The organism is Dyadobacter sp. CECT 9275 (genome assembly GCF_907164905.1).
Taxonomy (GTDB): Bacteria; Bacteroidota; Bacteroidia; order Cytophagales; family Spirosomataceae; genus Dyadobacter; species Dyadobacter helix.
Genome location: NZ_CAJRAF010000004.1, coordinates 831,431 through 849,097, shown reverse-complemented (window position 1 = coordinate 849,097; position 17,667 = coordinate 831,431). Strand labels below are relative to the sequence as shown.

General features: G+C 47.2%; 12 protein-coding genes. 11 read left to right on the top strand and 1 reads right to left on the bottom strand.

What is annotated here, in order from left to right:
• Window positions 1-2: 2 nt before the first annotated feature.
• Window positions 3-869, bottom strand: a complete 867-nt coding sequence (locus KOE27_RS29150; RefSeq protein ID WP_215242359.1) for an AraC family transcriptional regulator — start codon at window positions 867-869, stop codon at window positions 3-5.
• Window positions 870-1,389: 520 nt separating this feature from the next.
• Between KOE27_RS29150 and KOE27_RS29145 the strand changes: the two genes are divergently transcribed.
• The 11 genes from KOE27_RS29145 (at window position 1,390) to KOE27_RS29095 (ending at window position 17,643) form a co-directional block, all read left to right on the top strand.
• Entirely contained in the window at window positions 1,390-2,160 is a 771-nt protein-coding gene (locus KOE27_RS29145) for a carbohydrate-binding family 9-like protein (protein ID WP_215242358.1), read from the top strand.
• 90 nt (window positions 2,161-2,250) lie between these two features.
• Entirely contained in the window at window positions 2,251-3,102 is an 852-nt protein-coding gene (locus KOE27_RS29140; protein ID WP_229253049.1) for an SMP-30/gluconolactonase/LRE family protein, read from the top strand.
• 57 nt (window positions 3,103-3,159) lie between these two features.
• Window positions 3,160-4,266, top strand: a complete 1,107-nt coding sequence (locus tag KOE27_RS29135) for a bile acid:sodium symporter family protein (RefSeq protein WP_229253048.1) — start codon at window positions 3,160-3,162, stop codon at window positions 4,264-4,266.
• A gap of 58 nt (window positions 4,267-4,324) precedes the next feature.
• Window positions 4,325-5,794, top strand: a complete 1,470-nt coding sequence (locus tag KOE27_RS29130; RefSeq protein WP_215242356.1) for a M81 family metallopeptidase — start codon at window positions 4,325-4,327, stop codon at window positions 5,792-5,794.
• Between the two features lie 48 nt (window positions 5,795-5,842).
• Complete coding sequence (locus KOE27_RS29125) at window positions 5,843-6,379, top strand: RidA family protein (protein WP_229253047.1); 537 nt, start codon at window positions 5,843-5,845, stop codon at window positions 6,377-6,379.
• A gap of 48 nt (window positions 6,380-6,427) precedes the next feature.
• On the top strand, window positions 6,428-8,224 hold the full coding sequence (gene ggt, locus KOE27_RS29120; RefSeq protein ID WP_229253046.1) for a gamma-glutamyltransferase: 1,797 nt from the start codon (window positions 6,428-6,430) through the stop codon (window positions 8,222-8,224).
• Between the two features lie 63 nt (window positions 8,225-8,287).
• The gene (locus tag KOE27_RS29115) at window positions 8,288-9,667 is read left to right on the top strand and encodes a hypothetical protein (RefSeq protein ID WP_215242355.1); all 1,380 of its coding nucleotides are present in this window, start codon (window positions 8,288-8,290) and stop codon (window positions 9,665-9,667) included.
• A 68-nt stretch (window positions 9,668-9,735) separates the two neighbouring features.
• Window positions 9,736-10,944: an aminotransferase class V-fold PLP-dependent enzyme gene (locus KOE27_RS29110; protein WP_215242354.1), complete on the top strand. Its 1,209-nt coding sequence runs from the start codon at window positions 9,736-9,738 to the stop codon at window positions 10,942-10,944.
• A 39-nt stretch (window positions 10,945-10,983) separates the two neighbouring features.
• On the top strand, window positions 10,984-12,261 hold the full coding sequence (locus KOE27_RS29105; protein WP_215242353.1) for an amidohydrolase/deacetylase family metallohydrolase: 1,278 nt from the start codon (window positions 10,984-10,986) through the stop codon (window positions 12,259-12,261).
• Window positions 12,262-12,288: 27 nt separating this feature from the next.
• Window positions 12,289-14,058 (top strand): PQQ-dependent sugar dehydrogenase, encoded by a 1,770-nt coding sequence (locus tag KOE27_RS29100; protein WP_215242352.1) that lies wholly within the window; start codon window positions 12,289-12,291, stop codon window positions 14,056-14,058.
• A gap of 537 nt (window positions 14,059-14,595) precedes the next feature.
• Window positions 14,596-17,643 carry a SusC/RagA family TonB-linked outer membrane protein gene (locus tag KOE27_RS29095; protein WP_229253045.1) on the top strand — a complete coding sequence of 1,016 codons (3,048 nt, stop codon included), beginning with the start codon at window positions 14,596-14,598 and terminating at the stop codon, window positions 17,641-17,643.
• Window positions 17,644-17,667: the final 24 nt, after the last annotated feature.

The following is a 17,667-nucleotide window of genomic DNA, read 5'->3' as shown; positions in this document are numbered from 1 at the left end:
CGCTAGATGTTCAGCGTTTTTCTGTAATCACTCGGGGTCATGTCTTTTAGTTTTTTGAACTGCCGGTTGAAGTTGGCCAGGTTGTTAAATCCGCATTCGTAAGCAACCTCCACTACGTTCCGGTCATTTTGGGAAAGGAGTTTGCAGGCGTGCCCGATGCGCACGGTGGTGAGGTATTCCACAAAAGTAACCCTGAACTGCTCCTTGAAAAAATTGCAGAATGCAGTTACACCCATACTTCCTACCGAGGCTATTTCTGCCAGGCTGATATCTTTATCAAAATTCTCCATGATATAACCGGTTATTTTCTTGAACCTTTCAGAAGAATCGTAATGGAAATTTTGTACAAAACGGGGGCTTGCAAGCAGGTCATATTCCGTAGTGTTGGACATGATATCAAAAATAAGGAACAGCGATGACAGCCGGTGAAGGCCGTTCATTTCGGGCATTTTTTTGATGATTTCATTAATCTTTTCACGTGTTTCGCCTTTGAGCGACATTCCCCTTTCGGCCAGTTTCATGACTTTACGGAAATTCTCTATTTCAGGAATATTCATAAAATCGTCTCCCAGGAAATCGTTGGTGAAGTGAATCACCAGGGCGTCTGCTTTGTGATCTGCCTGGCGGTTCAGATATACCGGGTCGTTCACCCATACATGCGGTAACAATGAGCCCAGAAATACCAGGTCGCCCTCATCGAAATATCCTATGTGATCCCCAATCATGCGTCTGCCGGTACTTTTTGTTACTAAAACAAACTCATAATGAGCATGATAGTGCCATGGGGCGGGAAAAAAATCACCGGTTTCCCGAAAAACAATAAATGATTTGTCAACATCCTGAGGTAGGTGAAATTCAACTGCTTTCATGATATAGAATTTATTGTATCCCTAAATAATATGCACGCCAAGTCAACAGAGAAGCCAGGTATTGTTTTGAAATAAGCCATCCGGGATTTTTTCTAGATCAGGAATAACCTGGGATAATCCTATGATGCCGAGCTCTGAGCGATGCCTCTTTGCAATTTTAGTATGAAATTTTCAGGAAGCTGCGATTCCTCCCATAAATAGTTCCGATAACGTTATCGGTGACAAGCGCTACTTTTTAGCATGTTTTTTTGATTTTTCCAGAAGGTACAGCAGTTTTCAATCCTCAGCTGCCCGGATGAAGTATCGGTTGGAGCTTAAGGAAGCTCCTATAAAAGTATCAGGATTACGAACGATAGTACAGGAATTTGACGCCTTTGAAATATAATTTTGTGATATCCTGAATTTTGAAAATAATGAATATGGGAATTTTGGATATTAATAAGATAATTGCTGCGAAAATATAAAATGATAGTTTAAATAGGTTTGCAGGTTATGCAGACGATCAACCTTATTTCATGCAATGCGTATTTTGAGTAAACCAGATCTGAAACGGATCTTCCTTGTTCTTTTTCTGTTTTGTCCTTCCATAGGTTCCTTGCGCTGCCTGGCGCAAACGGCTGATACCAAACGGGAGGTATATGAAGTACAAAAGCTAAAAAGGGCTATAACCATTGATGCCAACTGGGATAAAAAACAATGGAAAAAGGTAAAGCCAATTACTATAGACAAGTATATGGGGGTTATCCCGCCGTTTAAGCCGGGTGTAGAAGCCAAAATGATGTATGACGATCAGAATGTATACGTCATTTTCAGGGTAAAGGACAAACATGTGCGCAGTCTGGTTCAGGAGTATAACGGGAATGTTTCAGGAGATGCATGTGTAGAATTCTTTTTCTCGCCGGACGCCGCCTTGCCTGAGCGCTACTTTAATCTGGAAGTAAACGCAGGCGGAACGCCACTGATATTCTACGTCACGAAACCCTGGACCGGATTTGAAAAACTTCAGGCGGATGACATCAGACAAATCGAGATAGCGCATTCGTTACCCTCGAAAATTGATCCCGAAATCTCGGAACCTGTTACCTGGACCATTGAATACCGGATACCTTTGTCGATGCTCAAAAAGTTTTCCAATGTCACTGACCCGAAACCGGGTACCGTCTGGCGTGCAAATTTTTATAAAACGGCAAGCCAGAGCACCAATCCGCATTGGATCACCTGGTCGTTTGTTGACAACCCTAAACCCAATTTTCACTTACCGCAGTTTTTTGGTACCTTAAAATTCAAGTAATCCAGTCTTATGAAAATGACTATTCCTAAATCTTTCATTACATCAGTACTTCTCTTTTCATTCCTTATCGCAGAATTTTCCTTTGTGAATATGCAAACATCAGCATCCGAAGATTGGTATAAAGCATCCGTTTTTACACCTGCCAAAAGTTTTACTTCCGGCGCTGAAGGGCCCGCCGTGGATAAAAACGGGATATTATATGCCGTGAATTTTGAAAAGCAAGGTACCATAGGGCAGGTAACACCGGGCGGAGAGGGTAGTATCTTTGTGGAGCTTCCTGCAGGGAGTATCGGAAACGGCATCCGGTTCCACAGCAAAGGACATATGTTCATAGCCGACTACCCCAAGCACAATATTCTGAAAGTGGACATGGCTACCAGAAAAATCAGTGTGTTTGCGCATGAACCTAAAATGAATCAGCCCAATGATATTGCCATAGACAACAAAGACCGGCTTTATGCCAGTGATCCCAACTGGGGAAACGGAACGGGCAATATCTGGCGCATTGATACCGACGGAAAAGTAACTTTGCTGGAAGCCAATACCGGCACCACCAACGGAATTGAGGTAAGTCCCGACAATAAAATCCTGTATGTGAATGAGACCGTACAGCGTAAGGTATGGGCCTATGATCTCTCTGCAAAGGGAGAGATAAGCAATAAACGCCTGCTTATTGAATTCCCGGATTTCGGGATGGATGGCATGCGCTGTGATGCTGATGGAAACCTGTACATCACCCGTCATGGAAAGGGAACGATCGCCAAAGTTTCGCCTGCCGGGAAGGTAATACTGGAAGTTCCTCTGTCAGGAAAACTTCCCAGTAACCTGGCTTTTGGCGGGAAAGACGGCCGCACCGTTTATGTAACGCTTCAGGATAGTGGCAACATTGAGACCTTCAGGGTGGAAACACCTGGCCGCGAGTGGAAAATGCTGAAAAAATAAAAAGGCTCAGACCTGCACCTATATACAGAAGTTAATCATACCAAACCTGATCTTTGCTTGAATAAGAATCAATTTTACAAAGCTGCGCTTGTATTGTCGGGTATTTCATTGATTGTTACGCTGGTAATGATTTTTAATGACAGCATTGCTTCTGCAGGCCCTTTTTTTATCACTTTTCTGGTGGCACTGTCCATTGGTTTCCGGGGCATCCCCCTTCTGAAAGGTCTGGCATTTACTGTATTTATCTTGGGAATATCTGCCACAGCATTATATTACCCGGCGCCATTCATTGAGATCAACGGCTTTGAGCTGGCCGGGCTCATTACCCCGCTTATCCAGCTCATCATGTTTGGGACGGGTTCCTCCATGGGTTTTAAGGATTTTGTTGAACTCTCCAAATCACCAAAATCGGTTATTGTGGGAGTAATTGCCCATTTCCTGATCATGCCGTCGCTTGGTTTTTTGTTGGCCAAAGCAAACGATTTCTCTCCTGAAATATCGGCTGGTATCATTCTGCTGGGTTGTTCTCCAACATCAGTTACGGCCAGCCTGTTTTCTTATCTTGCCAAGGCCAATGTAGCGCTGGCCATCACGGTTACCTCCCTCACCACGCTCCTTGCTCCGTTGCTGATTCCCCTGCTGATGAAATTGTTTGCCGGCGGATTTATTGAAATTGATGTTCTGAACATGATGTGGGGGATGATCAAGATTGTGGTGCTGCCCATTGCCGCAGGGCTTCTCATTAATAAGCTGCTGAGCACCAGAGCCCAGTGGCTTCATGCCTGGATGCCCTTCGTATCCATGTTTGGCGTGACGCTCATTGTGGCCATCATCATGGCGGCTGGGCGGGATAGTATTCTTAATATTGGTTTGATGTTGCTGCTGGTGGTGCTTGCGCTCAATTTGCTGGGTTACCTTTTGGGTTATTGGGCCGCAAAGTTATGCAGGCTAAGTGAACGCGACGCCCGTACGATTGCCCTTGTTACCGGGATGCAAAATGCAGGCCTGGTATCCGGCATTGCCAAAGTAATGGGCAAGATTGCTACAGTCGGCCTTGCATCCGCAATCTGCGGGCCGATCATGGGGCTGACCGCCTCCGTTCTGTCGTCGTATTGGAGCGGTTCGCCCGTGAAAGAGGATAGGAAAGATAACCCGGAGGCATAGCCTTGGGAGCGATCTTAATAAAAACAATAAAATAGTTTAAGTAAAGAAATATAAACACATGCCGAAAAGAATAGCTTTATTGGGTATCTATCATGAATCCAACACGTTTGCCGAAAATCCCACTACGCTAATTGATTTTGAAAAGGGACATTCGCTTACCGGCCAGGATATCCGGAAAGAATATGAGCATGCGCATCATGAGGTAGGGGGGATGATCGAGGTGATTGATGCTGCTGGAATGGAGCTGGTACCTGTTGTTTTTTCTGAGGCTACCCCAGGAGGGACGGTATCAGGGGATACTTATGCTACTTTAAAGGCAGCGATGCTCGCCAGACTTGAAGAGGTTTTACCCATAGATGGCTGTTTGGTGGTGCCGCATGGAGCGGGTGTGAGTGAAAATTTTCCGGATATGGATGGTGACTGGATCAGTGCGGTCAGGGCTCGGCTGGGTGACGATATCCCCATTGCAGGCTCTCTGGACCTGCATGCCAATGTGAGTCCGTTGATGGTGGCTTCCACGGATGCGTTTGTATCCTACAAAAAAAACCCGCACGTAGATCAGCGGCAGACGGGCAAAGCCGTTGCAGGTATCCTTGTAAAAATGCTGGAAGAAGGAATAAAGCCAAAGCAGGTGCTCGTACAGGTACCTCAGGCCATCAGCATTGAGCAGCAGTTCACCAGTAATGAGCCCTGTAAAAGTTTGTATGCCTTTGCAGACGAACTGAGCCGGAAAGAGGATATCCTATCTATTAGCATACTACTCGGATTTCCTTATGCGGATGTGCAGGAAATGGGTACTTCACTGGTCATTGTTTCGGATAACAACCCTGAAGCGGCCCTGGAAGTTGGCAGGCAACTGGAATCCTACATCCTGGAAAACAGAGAGAGTTTTGTAGGTACAAAAAATGATATTCCCACAACCATACGAATGGTGGCTGATAGGGCAAAACCTGTGCTCCTGCTGGATATGGGAGATAATATCGGTGGTGGCAGCCCGGGAAACAATATCTGTCTGCTGGAAGGGCTGGAAGCCGACGGGACCTATTCCTATTTTGTCTGTATCTATGATCCTGAGGCGGTTATCCGCGCGGCGGAACATCGCCCGGGTGATGCCTTTGATCTTTCCATTACCGGAACAGCCAAGGAAGGACTTAAAGATATCACCCTTTCGGTGACGTTGCTGAGAATATCCGACGGACATTTTACGGAAGATACTCCCCGCCACGGCGGCCAGGTGAATTATTACATGGGGAAAACCGTAGTGCTGGGCAGGTCAAACGGAAGTGTGATCATGGTTACCTCCCTGCGTATGCCGCCTTTCAGCCTGGGGCAGCTTACTTCCTGCGGAGTGGATCCTGCCATGTTCGACGTGGTGATTGCCAAAGGTGTTATTGCGCCCATTGCAGCTTATGCGCCGGTTTGTCCTTCTATTATCCAGGTCAATACGCCGGGAGTGACTCAGGCCGACATGACGATGTTCAGCTACAAAAACAGGCGACGGCCGCTCTTTCCTTTTGAAAATCCCTGAAAATGTATCAATTCTGAATTATAACTAACCTGCTAAAACATTTAAAATATGAAAAGTCTATTCCTAACCCCGCTGATGGTTCTGCTTTTACTTGCGCATTTTGCAAACGCGCAGGTAAAAAGCACGAACCCTGAAACCCGTTTGAAAGAACTGGGCATTGTCCTGAAAGCACCAGGAAAACCAACCGCCAATTTTTTGCTGGCCGTCAGGGTAGGGAACCTGGTCTATCTTTCCGGACATGGGCCGGTGAAAGAAGACGGTGAGTATATGAAAGGCAAAGTAGGTGATCAGGTAGATTTTGATCAGGCGAAAATTGCTGCCCGTTTAACCGGAATTTCCCTGCTGTCGTCACTTAAAGCGGAAATTGGTGATCTTAATAAAGTAAAAAGAATTGTGAAGGTATTGGGGATGGTCAATGCAGTGCCCACTTTTGACAGGCACTCGCAGGTGATCAACGGCTTTTCTGATCTGATGGTGGAAGTTTTTGGAGAAAACGGGAAACATGCCCGTTCGGCAATAGGGCTGGGCTCATTGCCGATGGGCATACCCGTTGAAATTGAGATGATTGTGGAACTTAAGGAGTAACCTGCACCGGAAGCCACGCCGTGATTTTTTAGTTTAACAAGCGCATTTATGATGAATATTAAGAAAATACGGAGCCTGAAAGGGGGCTTGTCTTTTGCTATGGCCTGTGCTGTGGCGCTGGGATATAGTCACCTGGCAATGGCTCAGGTAGCCAAGAACAACCTGCGGCCCGCCTCCCTGGGAAAGCTCGGCATGGTGGCATCTGCCAACCCGCTTGCGAGCCTGGCCGGGCAAAAAATCCTGATCAAGGGAGGGAATGCCATAGATGCTATCGTCGCAACGGCGGCCTCCCTCAATGCCGTTGAGCCCTACATGTCTGGTACGGCGGGCGTCGGATATATGTTGTTTTATTCGGCCAAAGATAAAAAGGTACGATCACTGGTTTTTGGCGGCTGGGTACCTCAGAATTTTCAGGCTAAGGCAATCAAAACAGATACAAAATTGGCGGACGGGGCCGGGCACGGAGGTATGGAAACCATCGGGCCGCGTACGCCTGCCGTTCCGGGAAACCTGGCTGGCTGGAGCCGCGCACTGAAGGATTACGGAACGATGTCGCTGTCGGAAGTTTTTGAAAGTACGATAGACTACCTGGAAAACGGTGTACCCATTACCGAATTTGACCAGGCCATGTGGGAAGGAACGCTTGACCGGGTTTCGCCGCATCCTGAGTCTGCCGCTATTTTTTTAAAACCAGACAAAACTCCCTACAAGATCGGAGATTTTTTTACCAATAAACCTCTTGCCAAAACAATGCGACGCATTGCGAAGGAAGGTATTGATGTTTTTTACAAAGGTGAAATTGCGAAGGAAATGGCCGCTGCCTTTAAACGGGACGGCGGGTTTATTACCTTGGAGGATCTCGCATCCGTGCCCGATAAGGTACAATGGGTGGAGCCGATCTCGGTCAAATACCGCGATTACACCGTTTACAACAACCCTCCTCCGGGCATGGGGATCCAGCAGCTTCAGGTATTGAAAATCATGGAAGGTTTCGACCTTAAAAAGATGGGACATAACAGCGTGGAGTACCTGGCACATTTGATGGAGGCCATCTACCTCAGCCGGATGGATACGGACAAGTATATCGGCGATCCGAAATTTGTTAAAGTGCCGGTAACTATGCTTCTGTCGGACAGCTACATTGCTTCGCAACGTGCAAAAGTAGTGGCAAACATCAAGGAGCGCAGAGAGAAAATGAAAAAGCAGTCGTACCTGGAAAAGGTGCCGGGATATATGGAAGACGCCAGGCAGGACAAGTATAAATTTGCTACCACCAGCCTGTCGGCAGTGGACCGCTGGGGTAATGCGGTTGTAATTATCCAGACCCATGGCGGTGGATTCGGTTCCGGATATGTGGCCGGAAAAACAGGAGTGGTGTTCAACAGCGCGCTCGACTGGATGACACTTGTTCCAGGGCAAGCCAATAGTGTTGAACCCGGTAAAGCGGTGGGCTGGTGTATCGGCGGAATGATGCAGTTTCATAAAGATGGCGTGCCACAGCTGATCGTGGGTTCGCCGGGAAGTTTCGGGATACTGCAGTCAGTGCCGCAGGTTGCTTTGAACGTGGTTGATTTTGGTATGAATATCCAGGATGCGATCAGTGCGCCCAGGTTCCGCTGGAAAGACGAGCTGGGTTCGGTACCTGCCAAAGAGCTGATCATCGAAACCAGAATTCCGGAAAAAACCTTACAGGAACTTCGCGATATGGGATATGTGCTGGATACCAGCCTCGGTGAATGGTCCATGACGGTGGGAGGTGCACAAGGTATTACTATTGACCATAAAACTGGCTGGATCATGGGAGGAGCCGATCCGCGCCGGAACGGATATTCCATGGGCTGGTGAGCCATGCTTTTTTTGAAGAAATGAAATGCAGTATTTGTGAATACTATTCCTGAATCTTTTAGAATGAAATCATCCGAAAACAACCCACGACGCCAGTTTATCAAAAAGTCAGCCGGTGCAGCGGCCAGTCTGTCCATGTTGTCAGGTCTCTTTCCGCAAGGATTTATTAATCTTACTGGTCCTGACAATGAGATTGCAGCAACCGGCTCCGGTGCTGCTCCTACTGCACTTAAAAAGGTAGCCTTTATTGCCAATCAGTACCGGAACAGCGCACACGCGGATGTAATCGGGACAAAATTATTTGTAGGTATCCCTACTGACGACGGTATGGTAGCTCCTCAGGTTCAGATCGTTTCGGTCTGGATTGACCAGATCGGTGCAAACGATACCGGAGTAAGAATTGCCAAAATGAATAATGCTACTTTGTATCCGACCATTGCGCAGGCACTTACCCTGGGAGGCGACAAACTGGCTGTGGACGCGGTGATTTATATTGGCGAACACGGGGATTATCCGTATAGCCGTCTGGGTGTAAAGATGTATCCGCGTATGAATTATCTGGAGCAGATCTTTCGGGTATTTGACGCATCCAACCGATCTGTTCCGTTGTTTTCGGACAAACACCTGGCATACAGCTGGCTGGACAGTAAGTGGATTTACGACCGTGCACAGGAACTTAAGGTACCCATGATGGCGGGGTCGTCCCTTCCCTATTGCTGGCGGGATCCTATGCTGGTACATCCGCTGGGTACTAAAATTACGGAGGCGGTTGCCATTGGATATGCTTCCCTGGATGCGTACGGATTTCACGTGATGGAAATTCTGCAGTGTATGGTGGAGCGCAGGGCCGGTGGTGAAACGGGTGTGGCGAGCGTTCAGGGGCTCACAGGTGATGCGGTGTGGAAGGCTATTGACGCGGGTAAAATATCAAAAGAATTGGTAGAAGCTGCCTGCAACAGTATCAAGGGAAGAGCAGAGGGGAACATGAGAGACATCGTCAAGGATCCGAAGGCGGTGATCGTCCGCTACAATGACGGCTTAAAAGGAGCTATCCTGATGCTGGACGAACTTGTAAAAACAGGCTGGGCCTATGCTGCCAAAGCCGGAGGCAAAACAGTGGCAACGGAATTCGTGCTGGACAACAGTATGAGTTATTCCCATTTCAGTTACCTTACACTCAACATTCAGAAATTTCTGGTAACCGAAAAACCACAGGGGCCCGTGGAGCGTAACCTGCTCACCAGTGGCATGATTGACATGGGTATCCGGTCGGCGGTGGATGGCGGCAAGGAGCGTAAGACGCCCTTTCTGAATATAAAATACACGGCTGCGGGAACAGAACCCATATTGCCGGTAAGTCCGCGGCCCACCGGGCAGAGCATCGGGCCGTGGCCACCTGCTGGTTATGAATTTATCATTCCGGATTCGTTCAAAAAGAAATAGATAACCTTTTGGATTGATTAAAACATAGTGCTGGTCATTACTCATCTTACTTATAAATCCTAATATATATGCGCCGTCGTGATCTGTTAAAAGGTTTATCCGCATTGCCTGTGGTGGGAGGCTTTTCCGGTACTGTACTGGAAACGCAGCCAGCCCCCGTTGCTAAACGCGATCTGTTTAAAGAACTAGGTTTGCGTACTTTTATTAATGCTGCCGGAGTGTATACTTCCATGACGGCCTCGTTAATGCCGCCGGAGGTACTTGAAGCCATTAGTTCCGGTGCGGAAGAATATGTTATGCTGGACGATGTTCAGGATAAAGTAGGTGAAAAAATAGCCGCTTTATGCCATGCCGAAGCAGCCATGGTAACCGCCGGATGCTGGTCTGCACTGGTTTTGGGTATGGCTGGCATACTCACCGGAATGGATACCAAAAAGGTGGCACAGCTTCCTTTTCTTGCAGGTACTGGTATGAAATCGGAAGTAATCGTACAAAAAACACATGCCAACGGTTACCACATGGCGCTTACCAATGCAGGCGTTACCATTGTCATTGTTGAAACAGGGGAAGAGGTGGAGAAAGCCATAAATGAAAAAACGGCTCTGCTCTGGTTTCTCAACCGGGAAGCGCCGGAGGGAAAGATTAAACACCAGGAATGGCTTGATATTGCAAAAAAACACAACCTGCCCACCATGATTGATATTGCAGCGGATGTGCCACCCGTCGAGAACCTATGGAAGTACAATGACATGGGTTTTGACCTGGTTTGTATTTCGGGCGGGAAAGCCATGCGCGGACCGCAGAGTGCGGGCCTTCTGATGGGTAAAAAACACCTGATTGCCGCCGCAAGGCTGAGTGCGCCGCCGCGCGCAGGAATTGCCCGGGGGCAGAAGGTCAACAAGGAGGAAATTCTGGGGATGTATGTGGCACTGGAAAAATATATCAAACATGACCACGCGAAGGAATGGAAAATGTGGGAGCAAAAAATTGCACTGATTGATACGGCCGTTAAAGGGATTGGAGGGGTGAAAACCGAGATCGTACTGCCGCCCGTTGCCAATCATACCCCTTCACTGAGCATTACCTGGGACAGCACCAAAGTAAAACTTACCCGTGACGAACTCTGTGAAAAGCTTCGGAAAGGAACTCCTTCCATTGAGGTGATCGGCTGGGAGGCGGAAAATAATATACGGCTGACCGTTTTTATGCTGAAACCGGGCCAGGAAAAAGTGGTTGCCCAGCGTATCAGAGAGGAGCTTCAGCATGCCTCTGCTTGACATTTCAATACTTAAAAATCAATATTCAAAAATCATAAAATGACTTCAGGTACCAAAATCATACTTCTTTTTTTTCTGTTCTTTGTTAGCTCGTTATCAGGATTTTCTCAGACCCCGGCCTACGACATCCTCATCAAAGGAGGGCATGTGATCGATCCAAAAAATAAGGTCAACGGGATAATGGATGTAGCCATCGCGGGTAATAAAATTGCTCAGGTTGCCAAAAATATTCCGGCCGCTCAGGGAAAGCAGGTAATAGATGCTACCGGGTTATATGTTACACCAGGCATTATTGACATTCACGGCCATGTTTTTGCTGGTACCTCCCAAGAGGGCGGCCTCAGCGACGGTTTCAGTTCGCTCCCTCCGGATGGTTTTACGTTTCGGGTAGGGGTTACCACCATTGTGGATGCCGGCGGTCCCGGAGCCCATTCATTTGCCAAGTTCAAAAAGAATATTATTGATAATTCCCAGACACGCGTTCTGGCATTTCTTAATATTTCCAGTGCAGGGATGGTTGGTGATGAGTATTCTGAATATCAGCAGGATATGAAGTATTTTGACCCGGCTCTGGCTGCAAAAACGGCGAAGGAATATAAGGACTACATCGTTGGTATTAAGGTGGCACACTTTCATAAACCTGATTTTATAGCCGTCGATCGTGCTCTTGAGGCCGGAAAACTGGCTGATATACCGGTCATGATCGATTTCGGGGGAAGTAAGCCACGGCTTTCTATTGAGGACTTGTTTATGAAGCGGTTGCGCCCTGGTGACATTTTTACGCATACTTACGGACAGATACTGGAGACCAAGGAATCCATCGTGGATCTGGAAACCAACAAGCTGAAACCATTTGTACTGGCTGCACGCAAGAGAGGGGTGATTTTTGATGTGGGCCATGGTGGCGGAAGTTTTACATACTCGCAGGCATTGCCGGCCACGCAGCAGGGATTTTATCCCGAAACAATCAGTACCGACCTTCACACCGGCAGCATGAACGGGGCCATGAAAGACATGCTGAGTGTGATGTCCAAGTTTATGGCATTAAAAATGGATTTGCAGAGCGTTATCACAGCCAGTACCTGGGCAGCCGCGAAGGCCATTAAACACCAGGAGCTGGGACATATGACCGTCGGAGCAGTTGCGGATGTCGCTATTCTTAATCTACGGAAAGGTAAATTCGGATTTTATGACGTGGCCAGGTACAAATCCGAAGGTACTGAAAAGCTGGAATGTGAAATGACTATTAAAGATGGGAAGGTAGTATATGACCTGAATGCAAGAGCAATCCCTCTTCCTCCCAAGTCACATCATTAACAGGGCCTCAAATCAGATTTTTTAAGGATGAAATGTTTTTCTAATTGCTCCCGCCGGTTTTTGTCGCTGGCCTGGCCGGTGTTGCCATGCGCGCTCGTTCTGGGCGTAAGTATTGCTTTTATACAGAATGGTCCCCTACCTGCTTTGCCGAAAGGAGACCCGGACAACGGAGGATTGTTTCTGCCCGGTAATTTTGAAGCGGTGGTGGTAGCGGATAGTATCGGGTCGGCCAGACATCTTGCGGTAAATAAAAACGGGGATATTTATGTGAAGCTCAGGAGAGTGGGGCCCAAAGGTGGGAGTGTCGCCCTGAGAGATACCGACAACGACGGAAAGGCCGATATCATACAGAATTTTGGAGATTACGAGGACCCCGGCAACTATGGTACCGCCATGAGGATTTACAAAGATTATCTTTATTACAGTACTGCCGGAGTTGTTTTTCGTAATAAACTAACACCCGGACAGCTCATTCCCGAAGGGAAGCCCGAGGTAATCCTCACAGACGATTATAAAAATAAAGTTCACGGTTCAGAGCATATTGCCAAGCCCATCACTTTTGACAATGAGGGGCACATGTATGTACCTTTTGGCGCACCGGGTGATGTTTGTCAGATCAAAAACCGGGTACCGGGGCTGGCAGGGCAGGATCCTTGTCCGCAGCTGGAAGAGCATGGCGGTGTATGGCAGTTTGATGCGGAAAAACCCGGACAGCTTCAGAAAGATGGTAAACGGTATGCAACCGGCATCCGAAGCATTGTGGCGATGGACTGGAACAAGGCTGATAATACACTTTACGCGCTGCAGCATGGGCGTGATAACCTGGTCAGGACGTGGCCTGCTTTGTACTCGGCATGGCAAAGTGCGGTACTTCCCTCTGAGGAATTTCTCAGGGTGAAGGAGGGTTCCAATGCGGGTTGGCCCTACTATTATTATGACCACATGCAAGGAAAAAAACTGCTGAACCCCGAGTATGGTGGTGACGGCAAAAAGGCCGGAAAAGGGGCCGAGTTTGAGCAACCCATCATCGGTTTTCCCGGGCATTGGGCACCTAATGATCTCTTCTTCTACCAAGGAGACCAGTTTCCGGCACGTTATAAAAATGGAGCGTTCATTGCTTTTCACGGTTCAACCATCCGTGCGCCTTACCCGCAGGCGGGATATTTTGTTTGTTTTGTACCGTTTAAAAATGGAGCTCCTTCCGGTCCATGGGAGGTTTTTGCTGATGGTTTCGCCCAAAGGGATACCATCATTAATACTGCCGATGCAAAAGCCCGGCCCATGGGCATTGCGATGGGCCCTGATGGCTCGCTTTATATCACTGAAAGCGTAAAGGGTAAGATTTGGCGGATCATGTACAAAGGAGGCCGGAGTAAGTTTGGTAAAAGCCAGCTGGCAGCGATGGAGGAACGTAAAAACCGGACTAACATAAAGACACCGGATGAAGTAAAGGACAATCTGGAAAAGAAAATACTGGCGGCAGGCGGGAAGAGCTATAACCTTTACTGCGGTGCCTGCCACCAGGGGGATGGCAAAGGTGACGGCAACCGTTTTCCTCCGCTTGCAGGTTCGGAATGGGTTACGGGGGATAAGAAAAAATTGATAGAAGTAATGCTCCATGGACTGAACGGGACCATTACTGTGAAGGGTGTAGAATACAATGGCGTAATGCCAGCCCATAATTTCCTGAAGGACGAAGAAATTGCGCAAATACTGACGTATATCCGGATGAGTTTCGGTAATAAATCGACGGCAGTGGGAGTGACAGAGGTGAAGAGGGTCCGGAATATGCAGTAATCCAAAGACAAGAGGATGCAAAGCGGGTGCCGAACGTTCGGACACCCGCTTTTTTGTTATGAATCGAATTGTATTATACGAATATTACCTCCTCTGTCAGGCCAAAAGTGTCTGATCGCAATTCCGTGGTTGCATGAACTAGTGGGAGGAACTGGGAAACAGCGGAAATATCATAAAATGGAATGTGGATATGATTCTGTTTTTGATAAAATACCAGGCAAATATTCTGCATAATGCGGTTATTCCAAAATAATAGATAGGCTTTTCGTTGGCCGGTTTACGACAATATTTTCAATTAATAATCATACGAACGGTGTTTTGTAACTCATGATCAGTAAAAATTGAAAAATAGTATCAATAATGAAAATGATAGTATCATTATGCTTAAATGATAAACTTTAATTTTGTTAATGCCCATTAATTCAAAAGAATATATTGTACTAACTAACCATGATTGCTATTATGAACGGAACGTCTATTCCAATTCCATTGCGATGGAAAAATTGTACTTTTAAAATTTTTAAAAGCTCTTCTTTTGTGCATTCTGCGTCATGGCAGACATTGAGAATGTTCATGTTTTTGCTTATTGCCTCTTCTGTTTGTATTTCTTCGGTGATGGCCCAGGACCTTGCTATAACCGGGAAAGTAAGTGATGAAAAGGGAGATCCATTGCCAGGTGTGAACGTATTGATCAAAGGATCCAGTAAGGGTACTTCAACAAATGAGATTGGAGCCTACAGCCTGTCGGTTCCGTCTGCAAGTGAAACATTGGTATTTTCGTTTATCGGTTATTCCTCGCAGGAGGTGATCGTAGGAGGCCGCTCTGTGATTGATATAATCCTGAAAGAGGATGCAACGCAGCTTGGCGAGGTGGTGGTTACCGCTCTAGGGATTGAAAGGACCGCCAAGTCACTTACTTATGCTACGCAAAAAATTGAAGGCAAGCAGCTTACCGATGTACGGGACGCTAACTTTGTCAATACACTTTCTGGTAAAGTAGCCGGGCTTGTGGTTACACAGGGTTCATCAGGGCCGGGTTCTGCCACGCGGGTGACTTTGAGAGGTAACCGTTCAATCGGGGGTAGCAACAATGCCCTTTTTGTAGTGGATGGAGTACCCATTGACAATACTAACCGGAGCAATGTATCATCCGATTTTGGAGGAACTAACCGCAGTGATGGTGCGGCCAATATCAACCCGGATGATATAGAATCCATGAACATACTGAAGGGGCCGGCAGCATCCGCTTTGTATGGTAGCCGTGCCGCCAACGGGGTGATCATGATTACAACCAAAAAAGGGAAAGCGGGTAAAATAAGCACAGATATCAATTCTGGTGTGGTGATAGAAACTCCTTTTCTAATGCCTAGTTTTCAAAATACCTACGGACAGGGTGCAGGTGGTGTTTCCAGTGAAAATGCCTCGGGTAGCTGGGGTGCCAAAGCTACTACCTATCCCGACAATATAAGGGATTTTTACAGAACCGGCGTTTCTACCAACAATTCCATTGGGGTATCAGCGGGTAGTCAGAATGTTCAGACTTATATGTCTTACACCTTCAATAAAAGTCAGGGGCTGCTGCCGAATAATGATCTGTCCAGACATACGCTGAATCTTAGGGTCACTTCACAGCTGACCAAGAAGCTGAGTGTTGACGGCAAGATCACCTATGTGAACCAGGATATCAAAAATAAACCATACTCAGGTGAAAACAGTGGGCCGGTTATGAACCTGCTTAAAACGCCCAGAAGTGTGGATCTGGAGAAGTATAAGGTATTTGAAACGCCAACGGGTACGCCAACTTACTGGACGAGCTCGGGGATTTACATGAACCCTTACTGGACGATCAACAGAACTTTTGCAGACGAAAAACGGGATCGTTCCATTATCCTGGGTTCTGCAAAGTATGAGCTCACACCATGGCTGAATGTGCAGGGACGTGTGAGTTATGATAGTTATATAGATGATTATGAGAGAGGTTTTTCCAACCTGACGCTATTGTACGCTGCCGCAGGAGGAAATTACGAGCGGTCGACCGGTAAAACAGTAGAGCGTAACCTTGACCTTATCTTTTCAGGGAACAATAAAATAGGTAAAGATTTTGGTCTGACATATAACTTTGGTGCGGGTTCAACTTATAACAAGTATTCTGAGGTAGGTGGATCTGCCACTGGGTTGTCGGTTGTCAACAAATTTGACTTGTCTTTTGCAACCAACCTGACCCGTATTTCATCTTTTTCGGAAAGAGAACTGCAATATGTTTTCGGTACGGCATCGGTTTCCTTCCGGGATTATCTGACGGTGGATGCTTCCGTGCGTAATGACTGGGCCTCAACGCTGCCAAGTCCGTATTCCTATATCTACTCATCCTTCGGCGGTAACTTTATTCTCTCAGATGCTGTCAAGTTACCTTCCTGGATAAGTTTTGCCAAAATACGTGGTTCATGGGCACAGGTGGGCAACAGCACGGATCCTTATCAGCTAGATCCATCCTATGCTTTTAACCCTGGTGGTGTGGGCGGATATATTACCAGAGCAACCACGTTGCCGAACGCCAATCTGAAACCTGAAATTTCTTCTGCCACTGAATTCGGTCTGGATTTCAGGGCGCTGGGAGGCCGCGTTGGTTTGGATGTGACCTATTACAACAGCAATACGGTTAACCAAATCCTGACGCTTGCACTTCCTCCTGCATCCGGGTTTAGCGCACAGTTGATCAATGCGGGGAAAATTAATAATAAAGGAGTTGAAATCATGTTGAGCGGTACACCTATTAAGACTGATAATCTGACGTGGCAGACCAGCTTGAATTTTGGACGTAACATCAACAAGATCGTTTATCTTCACCCGAGTATTAAAAGAGCTACCTTGGGTGCAGGGGTAAGAACGGCTACGCCGATTGTTGCGGAAGGCGGGTCCTATGGAGATATGGAAGGCCTTACCTGGCTGAAAGATGCCCAGGGCCGCCGGGTTGTTTCTGCTGCTGGGGTGCCGGTCGTAGGCCCGCTGGGTATCATCGGTAACTTTAACCCTAAATTTACCTTGGGCTGGAACAATACGTTCAATTACAAGAATTTTGCCCTTACTTTCCTTGTCGACGGAAGGGTGGGAGGTACCATGACCTCCGGTACAGAAGCTAACTTGGCATTCGATGGTAATGCTGATTATACGACAGCCTACCGTGAAGGAGGTTGGGTACTTCCAGGCGTAACGGCCGCAGGTGAAACCAATACCCAGGCGATCAACGCGGAAAAATTCTGGCAGACCGTATCACAGGGACGTTATTCCTGGGGTGAGTTCTTTACCTATTCCACTACCAATTTCCGTTTGAGAGAACTAACGCTGGGTTACAACATCCCCATGCCTTCGGATTTTTTCCTGAAGAATGTACGGTTGTCATTTACAGCCCGTAACCTGTTCTTCCTTTACAGAGGTTATGCGAAGATGGATATCCCGGGTTTGCCAAAACGTAAACTACCATTTGATCCGGATATGAACCTGGGAGCAGGTAACTTCCAGGGACTGGATTATGGTAACCTGCCATCGTCAAGGAACATAGGATTGAACCTCAAAGTAAGTTTTTAACAAAGGGTAGGTATACTCGTTTTT